Below are 20,305 nucleotides of genomic sequence, written 5' to 3' on the forward strand. Positions count from 1 at the left end.
TCCTGCGACGATGGTGATCCTGAGGCCTATTCTTGCCAATTCACCAATCCGATTAGTCTTTCCTGAGGTAACGCTTTGCCCGCAGCTTTAATGATCTCGAACACACGCACCAGCTCGGGATCATGGAGCGCCTCAAGCATCGAGCGCTTTTGAACGATCTGCTCGCGGTATCTGCGCTGGGTGCTCAGCTTACTGCAGAGTTTTTCAAGGCATCCCGTTCCTGGAGCGAGGTACCGGCTGAAATATGGCAGAGTGGCTGCGATCGCAAGTCCCTCAGGGTCGTAGTCGGTAAACGCAATCACCGGCAGGCCCAAGTCATTCAGCAGGCGGTAGGCACTGTCGACCTTGTAGCTGCCCGGCGCCCCGCGGAAAACCACAAGCGGATTGCCCGGCGCTGATTTGAGTATCGGTGTCCGATCGGTCAGTTCGAAGTTCTCCCAATTTTCAATCAGCAGTACTGCATCATGCTGGCAGCGCTCCACGACCCATTGGCGTTCGACATCCAGATTGATCCCTGGCGGAAGGGTGTAAGGTTCGCTCCCAAGCATCAGAGGGCGATCTGGTAGGGACTTAATGGCGACTCGTTGACCTCTTAACCGTTTTTTGGTGAATTTCTCATCTCCTCCCATCTGAACCGCCTCGTTGCGAGAAAGCTCGTCCCACCCGTTGAGTGACATCATGGGGTCAACGTTCCAGTTGTTCTGGATGATCACTGCGATTTGTAGTTTGTCGGCCGGGGTGAATTGCCATATGGCTCCTATTGCTTGACCGATTCCGTACTCGTCGCACAAACCGTCCAACTGACGGGAACGTTTGAAAAGCTCTTTTTCCGACTGGTAGATAGCCAGCAGTTTTTTCAGACTTCCTAACGCTTGCATACGGTGACATCCGCAATAATGACGTTTCCACTGAGCCTATCGTCGTCATTGATGGAGACGAGCTCGATTTGTAAGCGCCGTACGATTTGCGCATTTGCCTTCATCTGCTTATCAAGCAAGGCTAGGAAGCACATCATGCAAGATTCCTGATCCAGCACTTGGGTCTCAGGGGCGAGCGCGAAATATCGAGCAGCAGACATTGGGGCGGCGCTGTGGGCGGCCTCGTTGAGTAGGCGTTGGCTCACGACCACAAGGGGAGATCCTTTGATCAATGCAGCCTTGAGTGGCGCTTCCGTGACGAGCGTTCCTGGTCGTCGTTCTTTGGTGGGTACAGCCACTGCGCGGTCGATGTTTTTAGCCACATTGGCCAGGCTGTCCCTGATCTCTTGCCTGCCGAAGTCGAGATCCAATCGTAGCTTCATTGGCTCGTGCTGATAGGCCCAATCCGGGATTTCCGGATACTCATCAGGATCACGTATCTCATACTCAGGGTGTCGGAGCAGGTACATTTGCAAAGCTCGCAATCTCCTTGCTCGAGGCTCGACCACCCGCAGCTTATGCAGATATAGCTTCAACACCCGGGTAATATCCGCCGTCGTGGATCGCCAACTCGACAATCTGTCCAGAATATAGCCTTGATAAAGGGCTTCCAAAGCCTCGCGCTCACTGGAACCCAGGCTTTCGAGCAAGGCAGCGTCATCGAATTGCGACAATGCCTCGACTATTCGCTCGAGCTGTTCCAGATAATGCAAATTCTGTTTTTCTTTCTCCCGATAGGCGCGCACGTTGCCAAAGTTGTTTTCGGCTGCGGTTCGGACGTGGAGCAGGAAGTCTTTCATCTCTTCCGATATTTCGAAGAGAGTGAGGTCGATCTCGTCCTGCAATAGCATGACGTCCTCACCACGACCGTCGAAATATGCTTCGGAAAAGTCCTCCAGTAGCTTATCCAGCCGACTTAGCTGTTTCCCAAAATCTGCAGAAACCCCATAGTTTCGAGATCGGTAACTCGCCTCGTTGAGCAGCCGGCTGACCGTAGGAGAAAGTCTGTAGGAGTCTTTGAGTGTTTCGTTCAAACGGATCGCGCGGATCTGCTGAAGCTGGCTCAGCGCTTTAGCATTTTGTTCGTCCCGAACAACGTGGCCACTTACGTACATCTGTGCGATCAGCTTGCGCTGAGAGTGCAAGAGTTCCAAATGACCGACCACTGCATCTGCCAGGGTGCTCATGAGGCCGTTCTCTTATCGAATTCCTTGTCATCGTCTGAGATTTGGTCGTGGAGCATCAGATACTCGATTGCCTCCATCAACCACTCAATGCGACCGGTGAACACGTAGATCTCTGACTCCGGGTTGACCAACTGCAGGTAGCCATCGTCACGAAACCGCTTCACGATTTTGTTAAGGCGCTCTCTGTCTGACCCATCGCGGGTCGAGATGTTGGTATCTGATGCAATTTGCCTCAACTGCTCACCGATGCCGGGGTTCGCTGCAATTTTGGCCATGGTGCGGTTGAGATCGAGCTTTTGGCCAGGGGATACCGCGTCGTCATCACCTTCCAGCCGCATTACCATTTCAAGGAAGGAAACCATTGGCCTAAGAGTGTTCTTCAGCTCCCCAAAGCGCCTCCTCGCAATCTTTTTGCCTTCTCCGTCAATCTCTGACGCTGCAGCGAAGAAGGCGCTGCCATTGCGGGTCTGCGTCAGTCGGATGTTGATACGGCGCAGGTAGTCATCGACGTCATCCTGGCTAGTACGGCTACCTGACGCCTGTGGGCTGCTGAGGAATTGATAGCCCTCGTAGTCAGTTACCTGGCAGATAAACCTGCCGTTGAGAAGATCGGTCACAATGCGGGCGAAAGGGCTCATTAGACGTCCTCCACTTCGATTTCCAGAGGTTCATCAAGTTCTGGATCGCCCTCTATGGCAAGCTCGCAATGCACCAGCCGGCGTTCTGAATCGAGCTTGTATTTGTTGGCAAACAGTATGAGCGTTTCTGCGTCTGGGTCAGGGAAGGCGGTACATAGCGTGATGTGATTTTCCCCAAGGTAGTTGCACAGCGACACAACGTTTTGCGCATCGATAGCCTTGAGTTCATCCACGCACCAGGTCAGTTGCACCGGGGCGTTTCCTCGAACCTTAGAGATGAACCCAAGAAATAGGATGATCATCACCAGATAGCTCAAGCCATTGGATGAGATATTTTCCAGTTCGGCGCGGTTGCGAAACTGCCTCAGGTTTCCGTTCTCCCTGACAGCACCGCGGATGCTGACCAGTGATTTGAAATTCGCGTTGATACCGCTCTTGATGTCCCAGAGGTTCAGGAGGGCACGCAGGTGGTCGACAGCGTATTCGTCTGGAAGATCGCCATCCTTGACCCACTGATCACGGTCATCGGTGATCTTCTTGATGATTGACCAGTAATTCAAATCTTCGACAGCCGAGACGATAGATATCTGAAGGTCAGTTAGGCTGTCGAACACCTTTGAGCTGTGGGACAGATGACTCTGCATCGCCGTATTGAAGCGTGCCAGTCGATCGCTAAACTTTTTAAGCTCTCGGTGCAGCCCTTGGATCTCTCCAAAGATCGTACGAGCATCCGCGATCAGCAGCCGACGGCTTTGCTCGTGCTGGTGGGTGAACCAATCTTCCACGACGCCAAGCACGTCACTAGAAGAGATTTCCCGCGGGAGCTCGTCTTTGAGGTTGCTCAAACGATCGCTGAAATAGGTGGCGGGCGGAGAGAGTGCAATAGCGGAGAATGCCCCGCGCATTCCCTTGATCTTCGCTCGCAAGGAACCGTCCGCATCATGCAGTTCCTGGAAACAGGCCCCTAGTGCTGTGCGCAGCGCGGTCGCTTGCCAAGCCACATCATAAGTTTCATAACGGTCGGTCGGCGTGTAGTCCTGTAGCTGATCCCGCAACGTGGCTTCTACGGCTAAGAAATCCTTGTAGAAGTTGGAGGCAGCTGTACTGCATTCGCTGATCTGCCTCTCGACTTCGCGCTTCGTGCGAGTCCATGCCTCTTCAACCGCACTGAGCTGGAATGTCAGCTGCCCATGTAGAGCCTGTTGCTGATCAAGTTTCTCCTGAATTGCCGGAATTTCTGGCTCAACGACAGTCAGCCAGTGGTGCCACTGATTAAGGAGGTCAGTCCAACCATTAATTTCTTCCAGATCATCTCTTAGCTGCTGGCTGTGATTTTTCAGCGCATTCAAAACCTCGACATCTGCCCCTCGTTCGGACAAAGCAGCATCCTGCTGTTTTCTCAGGGTCTTGATTGCGTTTTGCGTGGCGGTTTCGTGGTCAGCGATCGCGGTGTTGATCTGCCTGGCAGAAAGCCCAAAGCGTGTGTTGATCGATTCACGCTTAGCGGTAGCCAAGCTAGTCAGTTCAACATGTCGTTGCTGATGGCGATCATTGAATTCCCTTTGTACGCCTATCGCAGACTCAAGCTGCGCTCGCCTTGCGCTGAGAGCAGTTACAGCATCCGAGACTGCAGCATCCCGCTTGCGCTGGAGTTCCTTGCGGACGTCACGGATTTCCGTATCTAGGGCAGCATGATCGTTTTGGGCACGACCCAAGGCTGCACGCGCCAGAGTCAACTCGGTAACTGCTGTCTTTATCGCCTCGCGCAATGCTCTCTGCTGAGCGACGGCCGAATCCAGCTGACTCTGCAACACCTCCCGCTCAGCGACGGCTTCAGCAAGCATCTCCTGCAGCAACGTATCGTCCGCTTCGTCGACTGGAGCAACAAAATCTAACTCGAGTGCAATCCCATACAAGCTTTGGCTAGAGTCCACTGTCTGCGGGTGCAAATCGGTTCGATGAAGCAGTTCGGGATTGATCACCTTGGCAATGTGCACACCCCAGTCGGAGCGCGTGGATCTGAGGAAGTGCAGCAGGCTGTCCGGATCGGGAGCGTGAGAGCGCTGGATCCCTTGAATTTTTTCAGACTGGGCCGACAAGCCTTTGGTATGTAGCTGGATCTGGAGGTCGAGCGTCGCTGATTCAGCCTGGAGCTTGTCGACAGCATGCTCTTTGGCGCTGACGGTTTTCTCCGCTGCTCGGAGCACCGCCGCAGCCTGCTGCAGGGAGTCCTGTTTCAGTTCTATAGCATTGATCAGCAACGGATCCGTTGAGGGATTGTTAACCCGCTCCTCATCCCGGCCAACCTGGCCCCTCAAAACATCAATTTGTTCCTGGATGCGGTTACGTTCAGCTTCGCAGGACGAATCGTAGAGACGTTTATCTTTATCCGCGCACTCGGCAGCTGCATCGAGTTCTGCCCGGTGTGCACTGTTGAGCTCGGTAATCTTGGTGAGGGCGGCCGCATGGTAAATCTGGTGCCGACGAGCTTCCTCGTTGATCGCCGCGTCATACTGGGTCTGGATATCAGAAGCGGCACCTAGAGCAAGCCTGTATTGCTCGTCGATGCGCCGGGCCTCGTCGATCAGCAACTCCCGTTGGGCAGCACGGCTTCGTTTGTCCTCGACCTGGGCGTCAGCGAATGCCTGACGCTGACCCTCAATACGGTGAAGGTCTTTTTCGCACTGTCCCACTTGATGGTGCGCTTCAGCAATCTGGCGAATCAGTTCTCCAGCAGCTGCCTCGTGCTCGTATTTACGTTCGCCAAGGAATTTCTCAAGACTCGTCCGCTCGTTTTCCTTGGCCGCCTGACTGAACTCAAGGTGATCGCGCAAGATCAGGAATTTCTCCTTGAATTCCCGAACGCGCTCATGGGCAGCGTTAAGGGCTTCTCGCACAGTCACAGTGCCAACCACTTCATGCTCGATCGTCATGATCTGCCGGTAAGCGTTGTAATCTCGGGGCCAGTTTTCCACACGTGCCCGATCGGTGTGGATACCTACCGAGGGCTTGCCCTCGAAAACCCAGTCCGCTACGACCTGCTGGAGGTCATCAAAGTTGGCCTGCCGAGAGAACATGCCTTTCGTGAGCTTTTCCAGATGCCGCAGGGGGCGATTGTATGAAGTGAATCCATACTCAGCAGACATGCCGGCCAGGTATCGACGCTGATTGCTATCAGCGTGGTGAGGCTGCCAACCCTGGATTATGCAGCGGTAATCAAGGTAGGTATCAATTTGCCGGTCAGCACAGGAAATCCTGAGCTCCGCAAGTCTCCTGCGAAAATCTCTGTTCAAGATGAACTGATTGTCATCAGACACGAACATGTCACGTCGGAACTCGCTTTTGACGAATCGGTAGCGCACCCGATCTGCTGTGCTGTTGCTGTAGGCTACGACGAGGCGCCGACTACCATCCGGCACTTCATACTCATAGACGATGTATGAGGTCTGATTAGGCAGGTAGTAGTCGATGAAGGAGTCCTTGCCCTTGGATACCACGTCCGTTGGCTCGACGCCGGAAAACATCAGGGCCAGGGCTAGCAACGATGTTTTCCCTTGGCCATTGCGTCCAGTCAATGCCACGCCACCATCGACGTCCATTTTCTGGACGCGGCCTTTGGATAATGAGTCGACAAGGTGGATGCTTAGCAGTCTGTAGAGCGCCTCAGGCAGACGCTCGTCAGGTTCACCTGGTGTTGCGACGTCCGACTCATCGGTCGATGCTGATTCGTCCTGGAGAAGGAACAGGCTTTGAGTGTGCTGATCAGTTGGCATGCGATGTCCCTATAGCCTGCAAAGAGCCCTCCTGGCTGCGGCTGCACATCTACCTCTGGTGTTAGCAACAAGGTAGATGATCTGCGGCTGCGCTGGATATGCAACCGCGCCGGGGCTGTATTCCTGAATACTTGCCGTGTGTATGTGATGATCGTTAGAGGCTAAAGACTATAAGTCTTCTTACACATGAACATGGCTTACAGTAGTGTTACAGCGTTTACAGCAGCGTGCCCAGGGACAGACGGGGATAGGAGAAGGTTAGACCTAAAGGACGACCGAGGAGGGTTGTCGCGCGGCTTTTCGTCGTTGAGTTCTGCGTGGTGCCAGTTGCGCAGCAAAAGCTAATCCTAAACCCCTTTACTTTTGGGGGGTCGTCGTCCTTGAACGCTCAAACTCGTTTATTCTGAGGGGGGTGATGGCAAATAGCAATCGACGAGGCATCCTCGCTAGCACGAACGCATGGGGGAAGAGCTTTCCGCGATGGTTGGAAGCCTTCTGGATCGGTTGATGGAGGAGGGTAATGAGTCGATCGAACAGACTCGATCAGCCTTCGATTTACAGCGCGTAGCGTTCGAGGCTCAAATCGCCAATCTACAGTCGGAACTGACCTCTGCACGGAGGCAGTTAGACGCCCAGCAAGCAGCCATTGAAGCTCAAACTGCTGACCTTCAAACCACGCAGTCTTCTCTCCAGGCAGAGCTGACACGTAATGCCGGGCTTAGCCAACGCTGTAGTGATCTGGATGCCCAGGTCAGTGATAGGAATAAACAGATCCAATCCCTTGAGGAGAAGCACGTTCACGCGCGCGGGGCGCTTGAACACTACCGGGAGTCGGTTAAGGAGCAGCGCGAACAGGATCAGCGTAGGCATGAATCCCAGCTTCATGAATCGCAGGTCGAGCAGCGAAAGCTGCGGGAATCGCTCGCGGTCAAACAGGATGAGTCCACACGTCTCAACCGCGACAATGAGCGTCTACTCGGAGAGTCACGCCAACAGGTGAAGACCTTGAATTCCCAGAGCGATCAGATACAGGCCCTTACTGCCCAGGTACAGGCGCTTATGCTAGCGGAAGCTAGGGCAGGGGCGATCATAGAGCTTCAAAAAGACAGCGCCAGTGAGTTGAACGACGAGCTCAAAGCCCTCCGCACCTCTGCGGCGCAGACTGCCGCTCGTGAGGCAGACTTGGCTAAGCTTGTAGAGGATCTGAAAATTCAGCTTGAGCAACGCGCGGACACCCAGCCCGAGCTGGATAAAGAGTCATCGCCTCAGATTGAGCTCCCGGCATCAGAGACCCAGGATACGCCGGCGCCAAAAGGAACCCATTCGAAGCGAAAAGGGAGACAGTCATGACACCTGTACCTAGCACTGCGCCACGGCCGTTCGAAAAAAACCATCAGCTCCAGCGGGCGCACGAAAGGATCAATCAATTGGTCGTCGCAGGTCGTCTGGATATGGTGCTCTCTCGAAACCATACGGATAGCCGCGCCGGCATACCTGCAGCTCAATAGGCAAACCCTTTATACCGGCACACCTGTGCACTTCTGACCGCCCGAAGGTAGATCTATGGCAATTGAATTAAGTGAAGAGGAAATGCGTAAAGCACTCTTCGGAGCCAGTGCGGATCCCGTGACACCACCCGTGCCATCGTCAGCGCCTGCGGTACCCAGATCCCAACCAGCTGCAAGCCCGACGCCTCAAGCGAAGAAAGCGAGTGGTTACCATACGTCGAAGCTGCGGGTGACCTTGCACGTGTCCAAGGTGTACGAGGGCGATATTGATGTGTTTGTGCATGACTCAAGCAGCCTCAGCAAGCTGGTCGCTGAGCAAGAGGCCAAAGCCGCGGCGAAGAAAAAAAATACAAATATCTGGAGCTCGTCTTAGTCGAATGCATTTCGAAATGATGCCATCTGCCGCGGCCACTTCGAATTCACTGAGCCGATGATCGGAGCCGATCTCCATCGATCGCTTCACGGGTGAGGGGAGGGCACGAAACATCTCATCCGAGCCTAATCTATTCGCTCACTGCCCACCTAGCTTTTGCTGCCCTAGAGCAGAAGCATGAAGAGCATTCCGCTTGGGGTCGACAACAGCAGCAATCGACCAGTATCGGTCAGTGCTGCTAACGAAAACGGACACTGAACGTTAAATTTAAGCTTCGCCACCAGTCACTGGCTCTGAAGACTTTATCGAATTTTTTGTTATTTTCAGAAGGAAATTATTAAACAGGTATGGTTTTTCAAAAATATATTCTAAAATTGTATTGAGCACCAGAACTCCTCCTTTGACAATCAACGGAATTTCCGACCTATCTATTTTGAATGTTTTAATTCTTTTTCTGGCACTTCCCTTTTGCGAGAAATCTTCAAGCCTCTTGTCGTACTCATCATATGAATAAAAAATATATTCATGATCAATATGCGATAGGAGTAAGTTGTTATTTACAACAAAATATTCGACATGAACTAGTTGGGTCACGACACAGTCATCAAGCACCTCAGGGTCGCGAGCTAGCTCTTCAAAATAGATATTGCGATCATCTATAAAATACCATGCACTATCGTTGTCCTTATCGTAGAAACGGCCTGCTCCCACTTGAGTGGGTGGCATATTTTTTACATCACCACTCTTAATGACATCTGTTATTGCGTGACTGTCCCGGGTGGCGTTTAGGAAATCTTCAAGAAGCACAGGGGGCCTTTTTTGTTCATTCCCAAGAAGAATGAAATATTGCTCAGGTGTTTGAAAAACGACTTCACCCCCCACAAGAAAAGAAATGCTTTTTATAGCATCTATATCTAAAAGATAGATAAATAAATCCAACAAAGGCTCTGGAGTCTCAACCAGGAATTGAGAGCTTTTATTACTGTCAAAAATGCGGCTCGGCAAGCCAGAAATTATTTGCTCCGAGCTACTTACGGAGAGTAAATTATATTTTAAAAACTGTCTATCAGCCTCTCTCAAGTTGACGCCTAGAGCTCTGTAGTATTTATAGAGATTGTTTTCTTTTTTTGATTCGACATGGTACTTTTTTTTCAGCCCCGTATCGAATTTGTATTCCTCATAAAGAATCCCCAAATAAAATACATAAATATAGGTTTCTTTTGTTAAATTAGGATTATTGCTTTCTTTAATTATGTCCGATATAACGCTATCAAATATTGAATACGCCTCGTCTTCTATGGAAGACATGGAGAGATGTAATATCCGGCTCTCATTATGCTGTATTTGCCGCTCGTAGAATGGGCCAGGAGCGCTCTCTAGCTCTTTGTATAGAGCACTTAGTTCCCTTTTTATTTTTTCTCTCTGAGCATTTAAAATTAAACTTTTGACAGCCTCAATCCCAAAGTCGACTATAAATTCCTTGATTATCTTCCCTAGTAATACTTCGTTACCCTCCAAATATTTTTCTGCCAAAATTGTAAATTTTCCCACATTGGAAAAATCACCCTCAAATGCCTCTTTCAGATGATTTCTTTCTTCAGATTGCAGAGAGCTAAAAAAATCTAATAAATACGAAGGAAGAGTCATGTTTAGTAAACCTCATGATGGCCTAGCAGACTGAATTATGAGCAGGCAAAGCCGACGGGGCATGTGCGCGTTTCCACTCCCATTCCACGAACGTCAGAACGTCGTTGTCAGAGTATTGCACCACTGCATCAGTACGCCCGCCGGACTCGAGCCGCCATCCTTTTCCGCGCGATAAACATCACCATTACCGCCACGGCCCAGGCGGCGATTGATTTGATATACCCAACCATTGACGCACAGCGGTTGGTGCGTACCAGTGTTTTTCGCAGCCATGCCTGGGGGAACTCCCTTCCAAAGATCCTGATGGTCGAGGGCTGCATCGCCGGCCCTCGTAGCTGATGCATACTGCTTATCTGCGACTCGGGCTGGCTCTATGCGGGCACCGGGAAAGTGCACGTATCTTGAGTGCCGACACAGCCATGGATATATCTGCCTCCAGGTAGTGCGGCTCCACCCCCCAGAACTCTGGGGCGCCCTGCAGCACGAAACCGTCACCAAAAAATATTGGAGGACGCTTAGGCAGCCTGTTGAGTGTCAGTCGCAAGGTTTCTTGCTCCATGATCCATTTGTTGTTCTCAATCAATGCGGGGATAGCTGTATGGAAATATTCAGGCCCTTGCATGGCATTGATCTGAGCCACAAAGTGCAGATGGCTACGCTCGAAAAACTCTGCTTGGCGCTTTTTCCAGTACGGCACTAGGTCAAATATCAGGTCGTCACTATAGGGAAGAGGCCCCGACTTGGCAGAACGTCGGGAAAGCTCAGACACCGCATTGTGAATAAGAGCGGCCTCAGGGCTGACGGCACGCATTTCTCGCATCTGGCGAGCGGCCAACACTGCCCCATCGCCATACCTGCGGTTTTTCAGGCCGTCCTCCACCCGGCGGCAGCTTTCCTTCAGCATCTGAGGAGGCATGTTCAACAGCAGCGTGCAAAGTCCCGCAGCGAGTGATACACCGTGAGCCCCTTCATGCTGTCTTGCCGCGATCGAAATCGCGTGACTGATGGAATGGTACTCGGGCGCTGTCGGATCTTGGAGAAGCCTCATCGCCGCGGCCTCCGCATTGTCACGAGCGTCCCTCGGCAAGTTCGGCTGGAGGAAAAGCGGAAAGACGTCTCGCTGCTCCTGATAGATCGCACAGGTCTCGAGAATGCTGCCCAGATAAACAGGTGATTTAAAGAGTACGCGCCGCCGGTCACGGTCATTGTTAGCGAAGAAACACAGCGAGATGTGCTCGATCGGTTCGTGTAAGTTCGGTTGGCTCAGGCTGAAGTCAACCTGCCAGGGATACCGCGCAGCAGGATCAGCATGCTCGTACCGCTCGATGAAATGACTCAGCGCTAAATCCCGCTTTAGGGGCTTGACGGCTACGTTCGTATCGCTGGGGTCGGCCATCAACTGGAAGATGTCCTGGAGTGTCCTCAGGCCCCTGATGGAACAGTTCATGTCCACCCAATGCCGCATCTCGTGCGCCAAAGGAGCAAGCACATTCTCAGCGCCGTCGACCAGCAGCAACCCCGCATTCCAATCGGGGTTATAGACCGCATTAGCAAGGTTCACCAGATCAGGCTCTTCGGCTCTTCTTAGCATGATGGTCTGCGTGAGCGGGTTGTAGGTTGCTTGGGCGCTGTTGTTGAGGTCGATGCCGAGCATGTGACGATTCCATGAGCCAATGCAGAGGAGAAGGGCCGATACTTTAACCGAAACCTACTTTATTCAGCAGATCGGGAACTCCACGTTCGTAAATTTTGTTTCGGCGATTACCATCCCCTCAACCACCGGCCTAGAGCGGTTGCGGCCAGCAATGGTCGGCTCGGTGTTCGCCGGAATAACGAACATATAAAGGGGTGTAGTGTGGGATCTGCAGAGCAAGGACGGCAAGAGGATTGGGCCGGTGACATCTCGTTACTGAGAGGAATTGGAGCCCGGATTCTTTCGGCCCTCGCCTCAGCTGTACTTCGCTCTCAGCGTGCGCATGACAGGGAATCGTGGCAGCACGGATTCCGGCATGGATACGAGGATGGTTGGAAGAAAGGCAGCCATGCTGGTTATGCCCTGGGCCTTGAAAAAGGCCTCCAGCAAGGGCAAGAGGCCGGCGCGCTTTTGGGCCACCAGCAACGGCTGGCCGAAGGCATTGAAGCTGGAAAGCGCATCATCGAGCTGCGTCCAGGCCGTGCTGTGCAAGCTCAAGGCCCTCAGGTTGATCACAACCTGTTCTCGAAATGGCGATTCCTCATCACCCCTGAGGTTGAGCAGGAGGTCAGAGATAAAGTCGCCGAACACCTGAAGGGACAGGAACCCACGCATGATCAGTGGGAAATGATCTTTTCCAAGGATCCTTCAACCTGCATCGTCGCCGGCGCTGGCAGCGGAAAATCCACCACGATGGTGCTGCGTCTTCTGGTGTTGCATAAGTACCTGAGCATACCCAAAGAAAGAAACGCAGTAGTCACCTTCACACGCGAATCCAGGAAAGACTTCAGGCGCAAGCTGGCCGAGGTATTTGCGCTTTGGGGCGTCACTCTGACCGAGGAGGTCACAGGCCGAATCGTGCGAACGTTCCACTCGAGGATCCTTGACTTCATACGCTGGAGCCAACCCCATGTAAAAGTTAAAGCGTTTGAGTTTTTCTCGCTCAGCGACGCCGAAGACGAAGAGGGCGACGAGGTCGAAAACGCACTCGACATCCGTCTCACCAACGAACAGCTAGACCTGATGAATGCGGCGTATCAACACGTCTATGAGACCAACGAGACATTTCAGGGCCTCATAGCCGAGCTGGTACGCGCGTCAGCTAAGCTACTCCCCTTGAGTGCTAACTCCACCGAAGCGAAAAGACGCGTCGGCCGCATACTTGATTGTTCCAAACGTGATGAAGAGCTGACCGACGCTGTGGAGCGGCTATGGCGTGCGGAAGGCGCCTGGCCGATAGAAGGGATCGAAGCCGGCCCTTTTCCCGTCACGCTGAAGAGACTGCCGTTCTTCGCCAACGGCTACTGTGAAGAGCTTAAGGCCTACGTCATTCTTGGAGTGGGTAGCAACGATCGAAAGCTATGTTTGCAATCCATGCCCTCGATGAAGCTGACGGGGGCAACGACTATGAAGAAAACCTTGTTTCAGGTCTATTGCGACAAGAGCATCTTGTTTTTAGATAACTACGCTGAAGGACTTGCGACGCTTGACGTGCTTCGAGGGTACGTTAGGAAGTGCCCGAAATTTGAGTATGAGATCGAGGGTGAGTTGGGTGAGGCTCCGGTGATGGCGGCTTTCCATTCGGCCGCTTCCTTCCTGGAAAACCTCGGGCTCGACGTGACCGAAGCCGTACGACATATGAGCTTCGCGCCCAACAGCAAAGATGCGATTTTCTTCCATGCGCTCGCCATTTTCTGGCCAGCCTTCAATGATTACCTGGCCAACCAGTCACCACCAATTTTCACCTTCAACAAAATGTTCGAGATGTTTGGTGAGCGAGGGGCGGCCAACCTCGAGCAACTCCCCGATGATGTCTTCATGCCCATGCTGCATCTTCTGGTAGACGAGTTCCAAGACTGCGGAGCCAATACCATCTCGTGGCTGCGCGCAGTATTCCGTGAAGCACGGGTGAGGGGGCTTGGCGTTACCACCGATACCGCGGTTTACCCTGCATCCCTCATGGCGGTAGGTGATGACTGGCAGAGCATCTATGGCTGGAGGGGGAGCTCGCCGAAATTTTTCGAAAATTTTGAGTCGTATTTCCCCTCACCAAGCACTACACACGTGCTCATGAAGGAAAACTACCGCTCCCAGCAGATGGTGATCGACGCCGCCGAATGTCTGGTGCAAAAGATCACCACCAACAAAGACAAGCACGGAGTTGCAGCACATCCCAAGGTGAAAGACCTTGCCTTCCCTGTCCAGGTTCTGGATCGAGATGACAATGTGCTTGCAGACTTCGTTGAGCAGCATTTCGACCGGGGGCAGACCGTACTGGTGTTGTACCGCAAAAATGACACCAAAAAGGAGGTTCGGATCAAGCTCAGGTCGATTCTGGCAAGGCCGAAAAAGCCTAAGCGGACGAGCAGCATCAAGCTGCTGACCTATCATCGCTCCAAGGGCTTGGAGGCGGACGCAGTATTCCTCGTCGGAGACTGTGCTCAGATGTCCACATCGCCTCATCGAAACATGGCATATGAGCAAGCGAGTCTGGGTGATCCCGGTGATCCTGCGCCCTATGACACGGCCCAGGGTCAAGAGACATTGCGCCTGGCCTATGTGGCCATCACGCGCGCCAAACAACACTGCTACTGGTTTGTTGAGCCTGCCAAACCCGCAAAGGGTGGATTGGTCAGTGCGCTGGCACGGATACCGTTCCAAAAACCTTTTTTTGAAGATTTTAGGAAACCAGTAAAGCATTCGTGATGGCCATTAACTCCATAGTCGGAATTCGGCTAGAGGGCAGGGCGTGGCGAATGAGCCCAAACTCGCGTGAGCGCTGTAGAGTTGAGAGTGCGCCGATGGGGTTTACACGCAGAGCTGAGCGTTTCCGCCAGAGCGCGCAGTATCTGATCGCGCCAGGTCAAAAGCCTGGCACGATCAGATCAGCTAAGTCACCGAGAACTATTCACTCTCGGAGCTTGGGTTTGGCTGGTCGATAACCGTGAACTGGGTCGTCGCCGGCCAAGGGGTTTCCGACGCTGTAACCCCTTCAGGGGTAGGGGCGAGTGACCATATACGCGCTTCGATACCGTCGTTCTGCAGCTTTCGCATAAAGTAACGGGCCTGAAGGGCGTCGTGCGTTGCAATCACCACCTGAAAACCATGATCAACGATGTAATCACGAAGCACATCGAATACAGATGCAGCGTGCACCAGGTCATGGTGCTGGGTCGGGTCGTCTAGAAGCAGCCCACGCCAAGAAGACCACTGATGATCCAGCGCCATCGATAGCAAGAAAGTCAGCTGCAGATCAGTCAGCTGAGCTTCGCTAGCTATCACGGGTACCGGAAACTGTTCGCCATTAACCTGCACCGACACTTCAGCTCGCTCTTTTCTATAGAGGCTGCGGAAATCGAGGTTCGTCCCGGTAAACCTCTGCTCCCTAACCACTCGTTTCAAAAGCGCCTGCCACCGGGGTACGACGGCAAGAACGTGTTTTTGAACATTAGCGATTTCGGTCGAGAGGTGCTGGTTGAGCGTGTCCATGGCATCGGATAGAAGCGACAGACGCTTCTGCTCCAACTGCTCATTTTCCACTCGCTGACGAAGATCCGCAGTGAACGCATCTTCTGATAGCTCACCGCGTCGACGATCCAAAAGCCCTTGAGTTAGGCGCGCCTGTTCCAACTTGTTCCATGCGCCGATCTCTATTTTGATCGTTTGCAGCGTTTCTGAGTGTCGATCTAGCTCGGCGGCGGATGATTGCAGCTGTGCCTCATGGCTGCTCGCAACCTCTGCAGTAGGATCACCTGCAAGCGATAGCTGGCGCCAGGATGCTCGGACGGTAGCGAGGCGAGCTTGGGTATCTGAGAACTGAGTTTCAAGCTCGGATACGCTATTTGTCAGGTCACTGAGTTGTGCTTGGTGCCGATCCAGCGCTGACTTTTCGGCGGCCGTCTTGGCGCTTAGGTCAACAATCTGATTGGTGTTTTGGTTTTGCGCCAGTGACAACTCTTCCAGCGTTTGGGCGGGGGGCGCGTCTGCAGTGATTGCCGCTAAAGCAGCAGTTGCTTGCTCAAGCCTGCTACTGGCCTCTGACCGTTCCTGCCGGGCCGTGTCCAATGCGCGCGCAGCTGAGTCGTAGGCATCTTTAGCCTTATCAATGACTTTAGCTTCGAGCGCAGGTGCAAGATTGCTCTGTTTCTCGTCGAGCTGGAGCTTGGCGGAAGCATTTGCATCTTCCCGAAGCCGTATCGACTCTTTGGCAAGCGGTACCGTGTCTCCGCCGAGCAAAACGTTGGATTTGAGATCATCAATGTCCGTCAGCAGACCCGCTTGCTGGTGTTCCAGCTCAATGATTCTACCTTTACAGGCTTTCAGCTCGGCTTCGGCGAAAGCAACCGCGGCTGTACATTCACGGAGCGCATCAGTGGACTTCTTGCCCCGTCGTTCGGCGTCCACGACATTGGGGTCAATCGCTACCAAAGCCTTGGCAACACGCTTATGAAGAATTTCCGCCCCATGCTCTTCGCCACAAAGCGGGCAGTCGCCACGATCGGCAGGCAAATGAGCGGCGATGGACGCAACGGCTTGCCGGATAGAGTCGGCCGCCGACGTCAAAGCCTCGTGCTGACTCCTTGCTGCAAGCTCCTCAGTTTCAGCGGCTATTCTCGATAAAACGGCGGTGCGAAGTTGTTCTTGAAGGAGATCCTCCTTTACCACCTCATCACTGATGGCACCCACGACCTCTGTGACGTGCTCAATCGCCTGCACCCACCGCAGAACAAGCTCACGGGCAGTCAAAAGGCCTGCATCTATCTGCAGCAACGCAGCGCGTTGCCTATTGATCAGCTCATGCTGGACACCGAGCTGTTGATTGCCTTCATGCTCAGTGCGCAGTGTGGAGGCCAGAGTCTCTGCGGTGGCCAGAGTCTTATCGGCGGTCACCAGTACCTGCTTGCGCTGCTCTACGGTTTCCTTAGCTTTGCTCTCATTCACGTGCCGGTTAAGCTGCTGAACAATGGCATCACGCTCATCTTGCGCAGTGACCAACTCCTGCTGAAACTGCTCATGACGAGTAGCAACCGCAGAGCGATCTTGTACTCTCTGTGCGAGTGTCTGCTTTGCCAAAACCAGATCGGTACCAAGCTGCTCTGAACGTGCTTGCTCAGAAGCGAACCGACCGATGAGCCCGTCAACTTCAGTTAAAGCCGTGATCTGATCGCGAAGCCGATCCAGTTTGGCTTGTACCAATTGCTCCAGCGCGTCGTGCACCGTCTCCAAACCATCTTGACCCAGCGGGGGCACCAGTAGACCTGCGGGCAATTGATCGAAGCTCTTCGCCTGGCGCGCAATGTCTGAAATGGATTCGGCAATGTTTTCTCTGCTACGCAGTGCGCCTTGAGACTGAGAAGCTGCAAGATCTCGCTCGAGAGTGAGGCTTTGCCATTCATTAAACTCCGCCTCAAGAACTTCGAGTGAGCTCTTGGCTTGTTTTAGTTTTTCAGTGAGCGCGCGGCGAATACTACCTAGGGCAGAGCTGACCAGCGTGCCATCCTTACCAATTGGCAAACGAGCTAACTGAGAGCCCGCGACCTTGGGATCTGCTTTTACCAGCCATTCTCCTTCACACTGATCCAGTAGGTGGGTGAGCCTCAGCAGAAACGGAATGTCGTCAGGATTCGTGTCCGGGAACAGAGGGCTAAGGTCGCCCGTTCTTTCAACGTCGCCAATGCTGTTCACCTCAACAGCGGCTTGCACATCACCGAAATCCAGGCCCACTCGAGCCATGCTCTGGGTGTCTCGGATGATGGGCAAAAGATTGTCGCCCAGACGTAAGATCTTCCCAGTGAGGCCAAGCTCAATGGCTTCAAAGAATGCCGTCTTTCCGGTGCCGTTGGGGGCAAGCAGGATAGTTGCACCGCGGCTAAGCTCGATCGTAGTTTCAGCGCTAAACCGGCGGATGTTGGAAAGGGTGATGGACTTCAACTGTTTCATTGGGAGTCCTCCTCGCCGAACGCTACAACCCTTAAAGCATCAGCAACCTCACTCCCTGACTTCCCAGACAGCAACAATTCCCGCCACGCTTCCAGGTGAGGTAACACCCAGGAATGTGTCAGGCCTAACGTGCCCATGGATGCTAGCAGTGGGTCGCTGATGCTTTCCAAACTACCAGAGGGGGATAGGGTCGCTAGAAAACTACGGTCGAGGAAGGAGTCCGCATTTTCCTCCTCTCTGACCACCACTTTCCGGCAAAAGCGGTCATCGGTTTCTAGTCGTGCAGCATCTTCGGAAGTAACTCCCTCGATCAGCATGAACATATACAGGTCAGCTGTTTGCGGCTCCGCCAGGTTGTCCCGAACGTCCGCGGCCCACCGAAAGGCACCTTGGACTTTCCCCAAGTCATTAGAGAACGCTGTGATCAACACAGTTCGCCACCCGGCACCTTCCCGATTGACCCTTTTGAGCTGTATCGCAATTGAGTTGATATCAGCCCAAGGCGCGGCCACTTCCGCTGCGTCAGGAAAATAGACCTCGTAGCGTTCTTCGGCACGGCTCAAGATGGCTTCGACCACCTCGTCGATTGTTAGCATGTCAGAATCCTTTCACACTCGTCTTGATGGCTGACTCGCGGGCGAGCAGGCGATCTTGCAATTGATTGTTGAAGTGTTGCCGCACCGTTATCAGCGTTCCGTTGCGCAAGTGGTGACGCAAACCAGAACGAGTGACGAGAAGATGTGGCCGCCGCTCGGCCGCCATGCTGGTGGCGGTCTCTGCATCGTCAGCCATACCGATATTCAACAATTCTGTGGGGGAAGAGCTAACTCCGGCCAGGATGACGACCGGGGCAGGTGACGGGCCAATAACGTCGATCAAAGGGCCGTCAGATAGCTCTCGAACTTCAGGAGCGGGGCCGGCCGGGCCAGACCAGTATTGAAGGGCGATGCTCAATACCTTTCCGCACTGTGGAAAGTGTCCCCACTCGTTACCAGTGCCGCCGACTCCTACTGCGACGAGCAGTAGTGTCTGAATCGCACCCACCAGCAAGTCATGAGTACGAGGGCCAAGACGCAACGCGTGTTTCGCATTCTTTCCTTCCGTTTCTGGGTACAGAAGTTGTTCCAGGAATTCTCGACGGCTACCGGGATCTGCAGCAAAACCTGCCAACCATTCGATCCACATCGCTTCCATTGCGTCGGCAAGAGGGGGATCGGAAATGAGCGTGATCTTCTCAAAAATGCCTTGGCTGACACGCTGCCAAACGAGCTCGTCCATGGCGTCGGCGAGTGCTTGCGCCTCGGCGTGGATCGCGCTTCGTGATGTAAATACATGATCGGTCGAGCACGCGAGTCGCTCGGTGTTACCCACCCACGCAAGGTGATTCAGATCGTTCTCACCAACACCCAGCGTGTGCCCAACTTCGTGGCCAACGCTACCTCGCCATACTGGCTCGTTCCGCATTAAACCGTGAGTACCGGCAGGCAAATGCAAAGCCATTCGCAACAATGCTGCAGGGAGCGTCAGATTTGCTCCGGTAGAGGCCTTGTATTGGGCATATACCCGCAGCTTTCGGATTCCCGGCTCGCTGCTCCACATATGCTCCACAACCCCCTGGGCAGACCTGGGTATTAAGGCACCAAGGTCGTGGGTGCCGGCTAATGACCAAGACTGCCCGGCAGGTAGGACAATATCGGCCAGCTCATACTGAGCCCATGTTTCGATATCAGGGCGAAGCTCATCTCTAAGCTCGCGGATGATCGCGTGACACCCCAAGGCCGAAACGTCAGAGGTCTCTGCGGTGATCACCGAGATTAGCCGATCGAGCGTACGTTCTGGATTTGTGAAATGCCTGCCCAGGGATTGGATAGACCGCTGCTCCAATGTTGCGTCATTCCCAACGCAAACAACCGTGACACGCTTCAGGGTCTCGATGATCTGCGTCCAATTCTCAAAGCCACACCACGTTGTGAGCCAAAGATAAGCCCGCGTTGTTGGGCCGTCCACGCGCTGAGCCAACTCGTCGGGATTGAGTCCCGCCTGGCGACAAAGCTTGCACAGCTCGTCCAGATGATTAACGGTAAGGTCATTTTTAATCTGCAGGCTCGCCCCTACAAGCGTCAGCTGGAATCGACGCTCGGGCAATTGGGCAAATGTGCCGACGCGTGCATGCTTAGCTAAGCTCGCAAACGCCGAATCGAGGACAGAAAGGATTCCCTTGGCTGCGTCCATCCCAGCGGGTTCTACCGAAGCGGAATCGTCTGGATCAGGGGAGCCCGAGGAACTGGAAGCTGGTTTCATCGACTTGTTTTTACGAGCAACTCGACGCTTCGCAAGCTTGGGTAGATACTCCCGCAGATCAGGGTCTTTGGTGCAGAAATCCGTCGTCTGACGCTTGATTTGAAGATGTTCGAAAGAATCTCGTGAATGGACAACAACGACATCGTCCCACTCTTCAATACCACCAGTCTCGGCACCAATTTCCAGCGGAGCGATACGTCCGTCGAGGAACTTCGCCAGCATGTCAGCCACGCGCTGAGCGATGACTAGCTTCTCGTAGAGCGACTTCTGCTCAAGCCGAAACCGTCTGATCATACTGACATCCTTTCATTTCATCATCGTGTTGACC

13 protein-coding genes are annotated in these 20,305 nt (G+C 53.5%); 3 read left to right on the forward strand and 10 right to left on the reverse strand.

Going from position 1 to position 20,305, the window contains the following annotated elements; all coding sequences use genetic code 11:
* Positions 1–26: 26 nt before the first annotated feature.
* Genes AC27VU_RS01365 through AC27VU_RS01380 form a run of 4 tightly spaced genes read right to left on the reverse strand, consistent with a single transcriptional unit; the run spans position 27 to position 6,515 of the window.
* Positions 27–878: a DUF7281 domain-containing protein gene (locus AC27VU_RS01365; RefSeq protein ID WP_488723226.1), complete on the reverse strand. Its 852-nt coding sequence runs from the start codon at positions 876–878 to the stop codon at positions 27–29.
* Positions 866–2,104, reverse strand: coding sequence for a hypothetical protein (locus AC27VU_RS01370; RefSeq protein ID WP_488723227.1), 1,239 nt, complete (start codon positions 2,102–2,104; stop codon positions 866–868). The genes AC27VU_RS01365 and AC27VU_RS01370 overlap by 13 nt, the downstream gene beginning before the upstream one ends.
* Positions 2,101–2,742 carry a condensin complex protein MksE gene (locus tag AC27VU_RS01375; protein ID WP_488723228.1) on the reverse strand — a complete coding sequence of 214 codons (642 nt, stop codon included), beginning with the start codon at positions 2,740–2,742 and terminating at the stop codon, positions 2,101–2,103. The genes AC27VU_RS01370 and AC27VU_RS01375 overlap by 4 nt, the downstream gene beginning before the upstream one ends.
* Entirely contained in the window at positions 2,742–6,515 is a 3,774-nt protein-coding gene (locus AC27VU_RS01380) for an ATP-binding protein (protein ID WP_488723229.1), read from the reverse strand. Before AC27VU_RS01380 ends, AC27VU_RS01375 begins: the two co-directional genes overlap by 1 nt.
* Before the next feature lie 459 nt (positions 6,516–6,974).
* Here AC27VU_RS01380 and AC27VU_RS01385 point away from each other — a divergent pair, with 459 nt between their 5' ends.
* Positions 6,975–7,865: a DNA-binding protein gene (locus AC27VU_RS01385; RefSeq protein ID WP_488723230.1), complete on the forward strand. Its 891-nt coding sequence runs from the start codon at positions 6,975–6,977 to the stop codon at positions 7,863–7,865.
* Between the two features lie 213 nt (positions 7,866–8,078).
* The gene (locus AC27VU_RS01390; RefSeq protein ID WP_488723231.1) at positions 8,079–8,396 is read left to right on the forward strand and encodes a hypothetical protein; all 318 of its coding nucleotides are present in this window, start codon (positions 8,079–8,081) and stop codon (positions 8,394–8,396) included.
* A gap of 267 nt (positions 8,397–8,663) precedes the next feature.
* Here AC27VU_RS01390 and AC27VU_RS01395 read toward each other — a convergent pair whose 3' ends face one another.
* From AC27VU_RS01395 to AC27VU_RS01405, 3 genes are all read right to left on the reverse strand, one after another.
* The gene (locus tag AC27VU_RS01395; RefSeq protein ID WP_488723232.1) at positions 8,664–10,043 is read right to left on the reverse strand and encodes a hypothetical protein; all 1,380 of its coding nucleotides are present in this window, start codon (positions 10,041–10,043) and stop codon (positions 8,664–8,666) included.
* Between the two features lie 93 nt (positions 10,044–10,136).
* Positions 10,137–10,316: a hypothetical protein gene (locus tag AC27VU_RS01400; RefSeq protein ID WP_488723233.1), complete on the reverse strand. Its 180-nt coding sequence runs from the start codon at positions 10,314–10,316 to the stop codon at positions 10,137–10,139.
* Between the two features lie 76 nt (positions 10,317–10,392).
* Complete coding sequence (locus AC27VU_RS01405; RefSeq protein ID WP_488723234.1) at positions 10,393–11,697, reverse strand: hypothetical protein; 1,305 nt, start codon at positions 11,695–11,697, stop codon at positions 10,393–10,395.
* A gap of 201 nt (positions 11,698–11,898) precedes the next feature.
* On the opposite strand from AC27VU_RS01405, the gene AC27VU_RS01410 reads away from it, so the two are divergent.
* Entirely contained in the window at positions 11,899–14,442 is a 2,544-nt protein-coding gene (locus AC27VU_RS01410) for a UvrD-helicase domain-containing protein (protein WP_488723235.1), read from the forward strand.
* 198 nt (positions 14,443–14,640) lie between these two features.
* On the opposite strand, the gene AC27VU_RS01415 is transcribed toward AC27VU_RS01410, so the two are convergent.
* Genes AC27VU_RS01415 through AC27VU_RS01425 form a run of 3 tightly spaced genes read right to left on the reverse strand, consistent with a single transcriptional unit; the run spans position 14,641 to position 20,271 of the window.
* Complete coding sequence (locus tag AC27VU_RS01415) at positions 14,641–17,676, reverse strand: AAA family ATPase (protein ID WP_488723236.1); 3,036 nt, start codon at positions 17,674–17,676, stop codon at positions 14,641–14,643.
* Entirely contained in the window at positions 17,673–18,272 is a 600-nt protein-coding gene (locus AC27VU_RS01420; RefSeq protein WP_488723237.1) for an ABC-three component system middle component 1, read from the reverse strand. Before AC27VU_RS01420 ends, AC27VU_RS01415 begins: the two co-directional genes overlap by 4 nt.
* Before the next feature lies 1 nt (position 18,273).
* A complete protein-coding gene (locus tag AC27VU_RS01425; RefSeq protein ID WP_488723238.1) occupies positions 18,274–20,271 on the reverse strand; it encodes an ABC-three component system protein in 1,998 nt (665 codons plus the stop codon).
* Between the last annotated feature and the right edge of the window lie 34 nt (positions 20,272–20,305).

This window comes from Pseudomonas sp. 14P5.3.2 (genome assembly GCF_057799175.1).

Bases quoted from the DNA above. Each gene is read 5' to 3' on its own strand.
- AC27VU_RS01365 (WP_488723226.1), bottom strand. From the start codon at position 878: ATGCAAGCGTTAGGAAGTCTGAAAAAACTGCTGGCTATCTACCAGTCG.
- AC27VU_RS01370 (WP_488723227.1), bottom strand. From the start codon at position 2,104: ATGAGCACCCTGGCAGATGCAGTGGTCGGTCATTTGGAACTCTTGCAC.
- AC27VU_RS01375 (WP_488723228.1), bottom strand. From the start codon at position 2,742: ATGAGCCCTTTCGCCCGCATTGTGACCGATCTTCTCAACGGCAGGTTT.
- AC27VU_RS01380 (WP_488723229.1), bottom strand. From the start codon at position 6,515: ATGCCAACTGATCAGCACACTCAAAGCCTGTTCCTTCTCCAGGACGAA.
- AC27VU_RS01385 (WP_488723230.1), top strand. From the start codon at position 6,975: ATGGGGGAAGAGCTTTCCGCGATGGTTGGAAGCCTTCTGGATCGGTTG.
- AC27VU_RS01390 (WP_488723231.1), top strand. From the start codon at position 8,079: ATGGCAATTGAATTAAGTGAAGAGGAAATGCGTAAAGCACTCTTCGGA.
- AC27VU_RS01395 (WP_488723232.1), bottom strand. From the start codon at position 10,043: ATGACTCTTCCTTCGTATTTATTAGATTTTTTTAGCTCTCTGCAATCT.
- AC27VU_RS01400 (WP_488723233.1), bottom strand. From the start codon at position 10,316: ATGGCTGCGAAAAACACTGGTACGCACCAACCGCTGTGCGTCAATGGT.
- AC27VU_RS01405 (WP_488723234.1), bottom strand. From the start codon at position 11,697: ATGCTCGGCATCGACCTCAACAACAGCGCCCAAGCAACCTACAACCCG.
- AC27VU_RS01415 (WP_488723236.1), bottom strand. From the start codon at position 17,676: ATGAAACAGTTGAAGTCCATCACCCTTTCCAACATCCGCCGGTTTAGC.
- AC27VU_RS01420 (WP_488723237.1), bottom strand. From the start codon at position 18,272: ATGCTAACAATCGACGAGGTGGTCGAAGCCATCTTGAGCCGTGCCGAA.
- AC27VU_RS01425 (WP_488723238.1), bottom strand. From the start codon at position 20,271: ATGATCAGACGGTTTCGGCTTGAGCAGAAGTCGCTCTACGAGAAGCTA.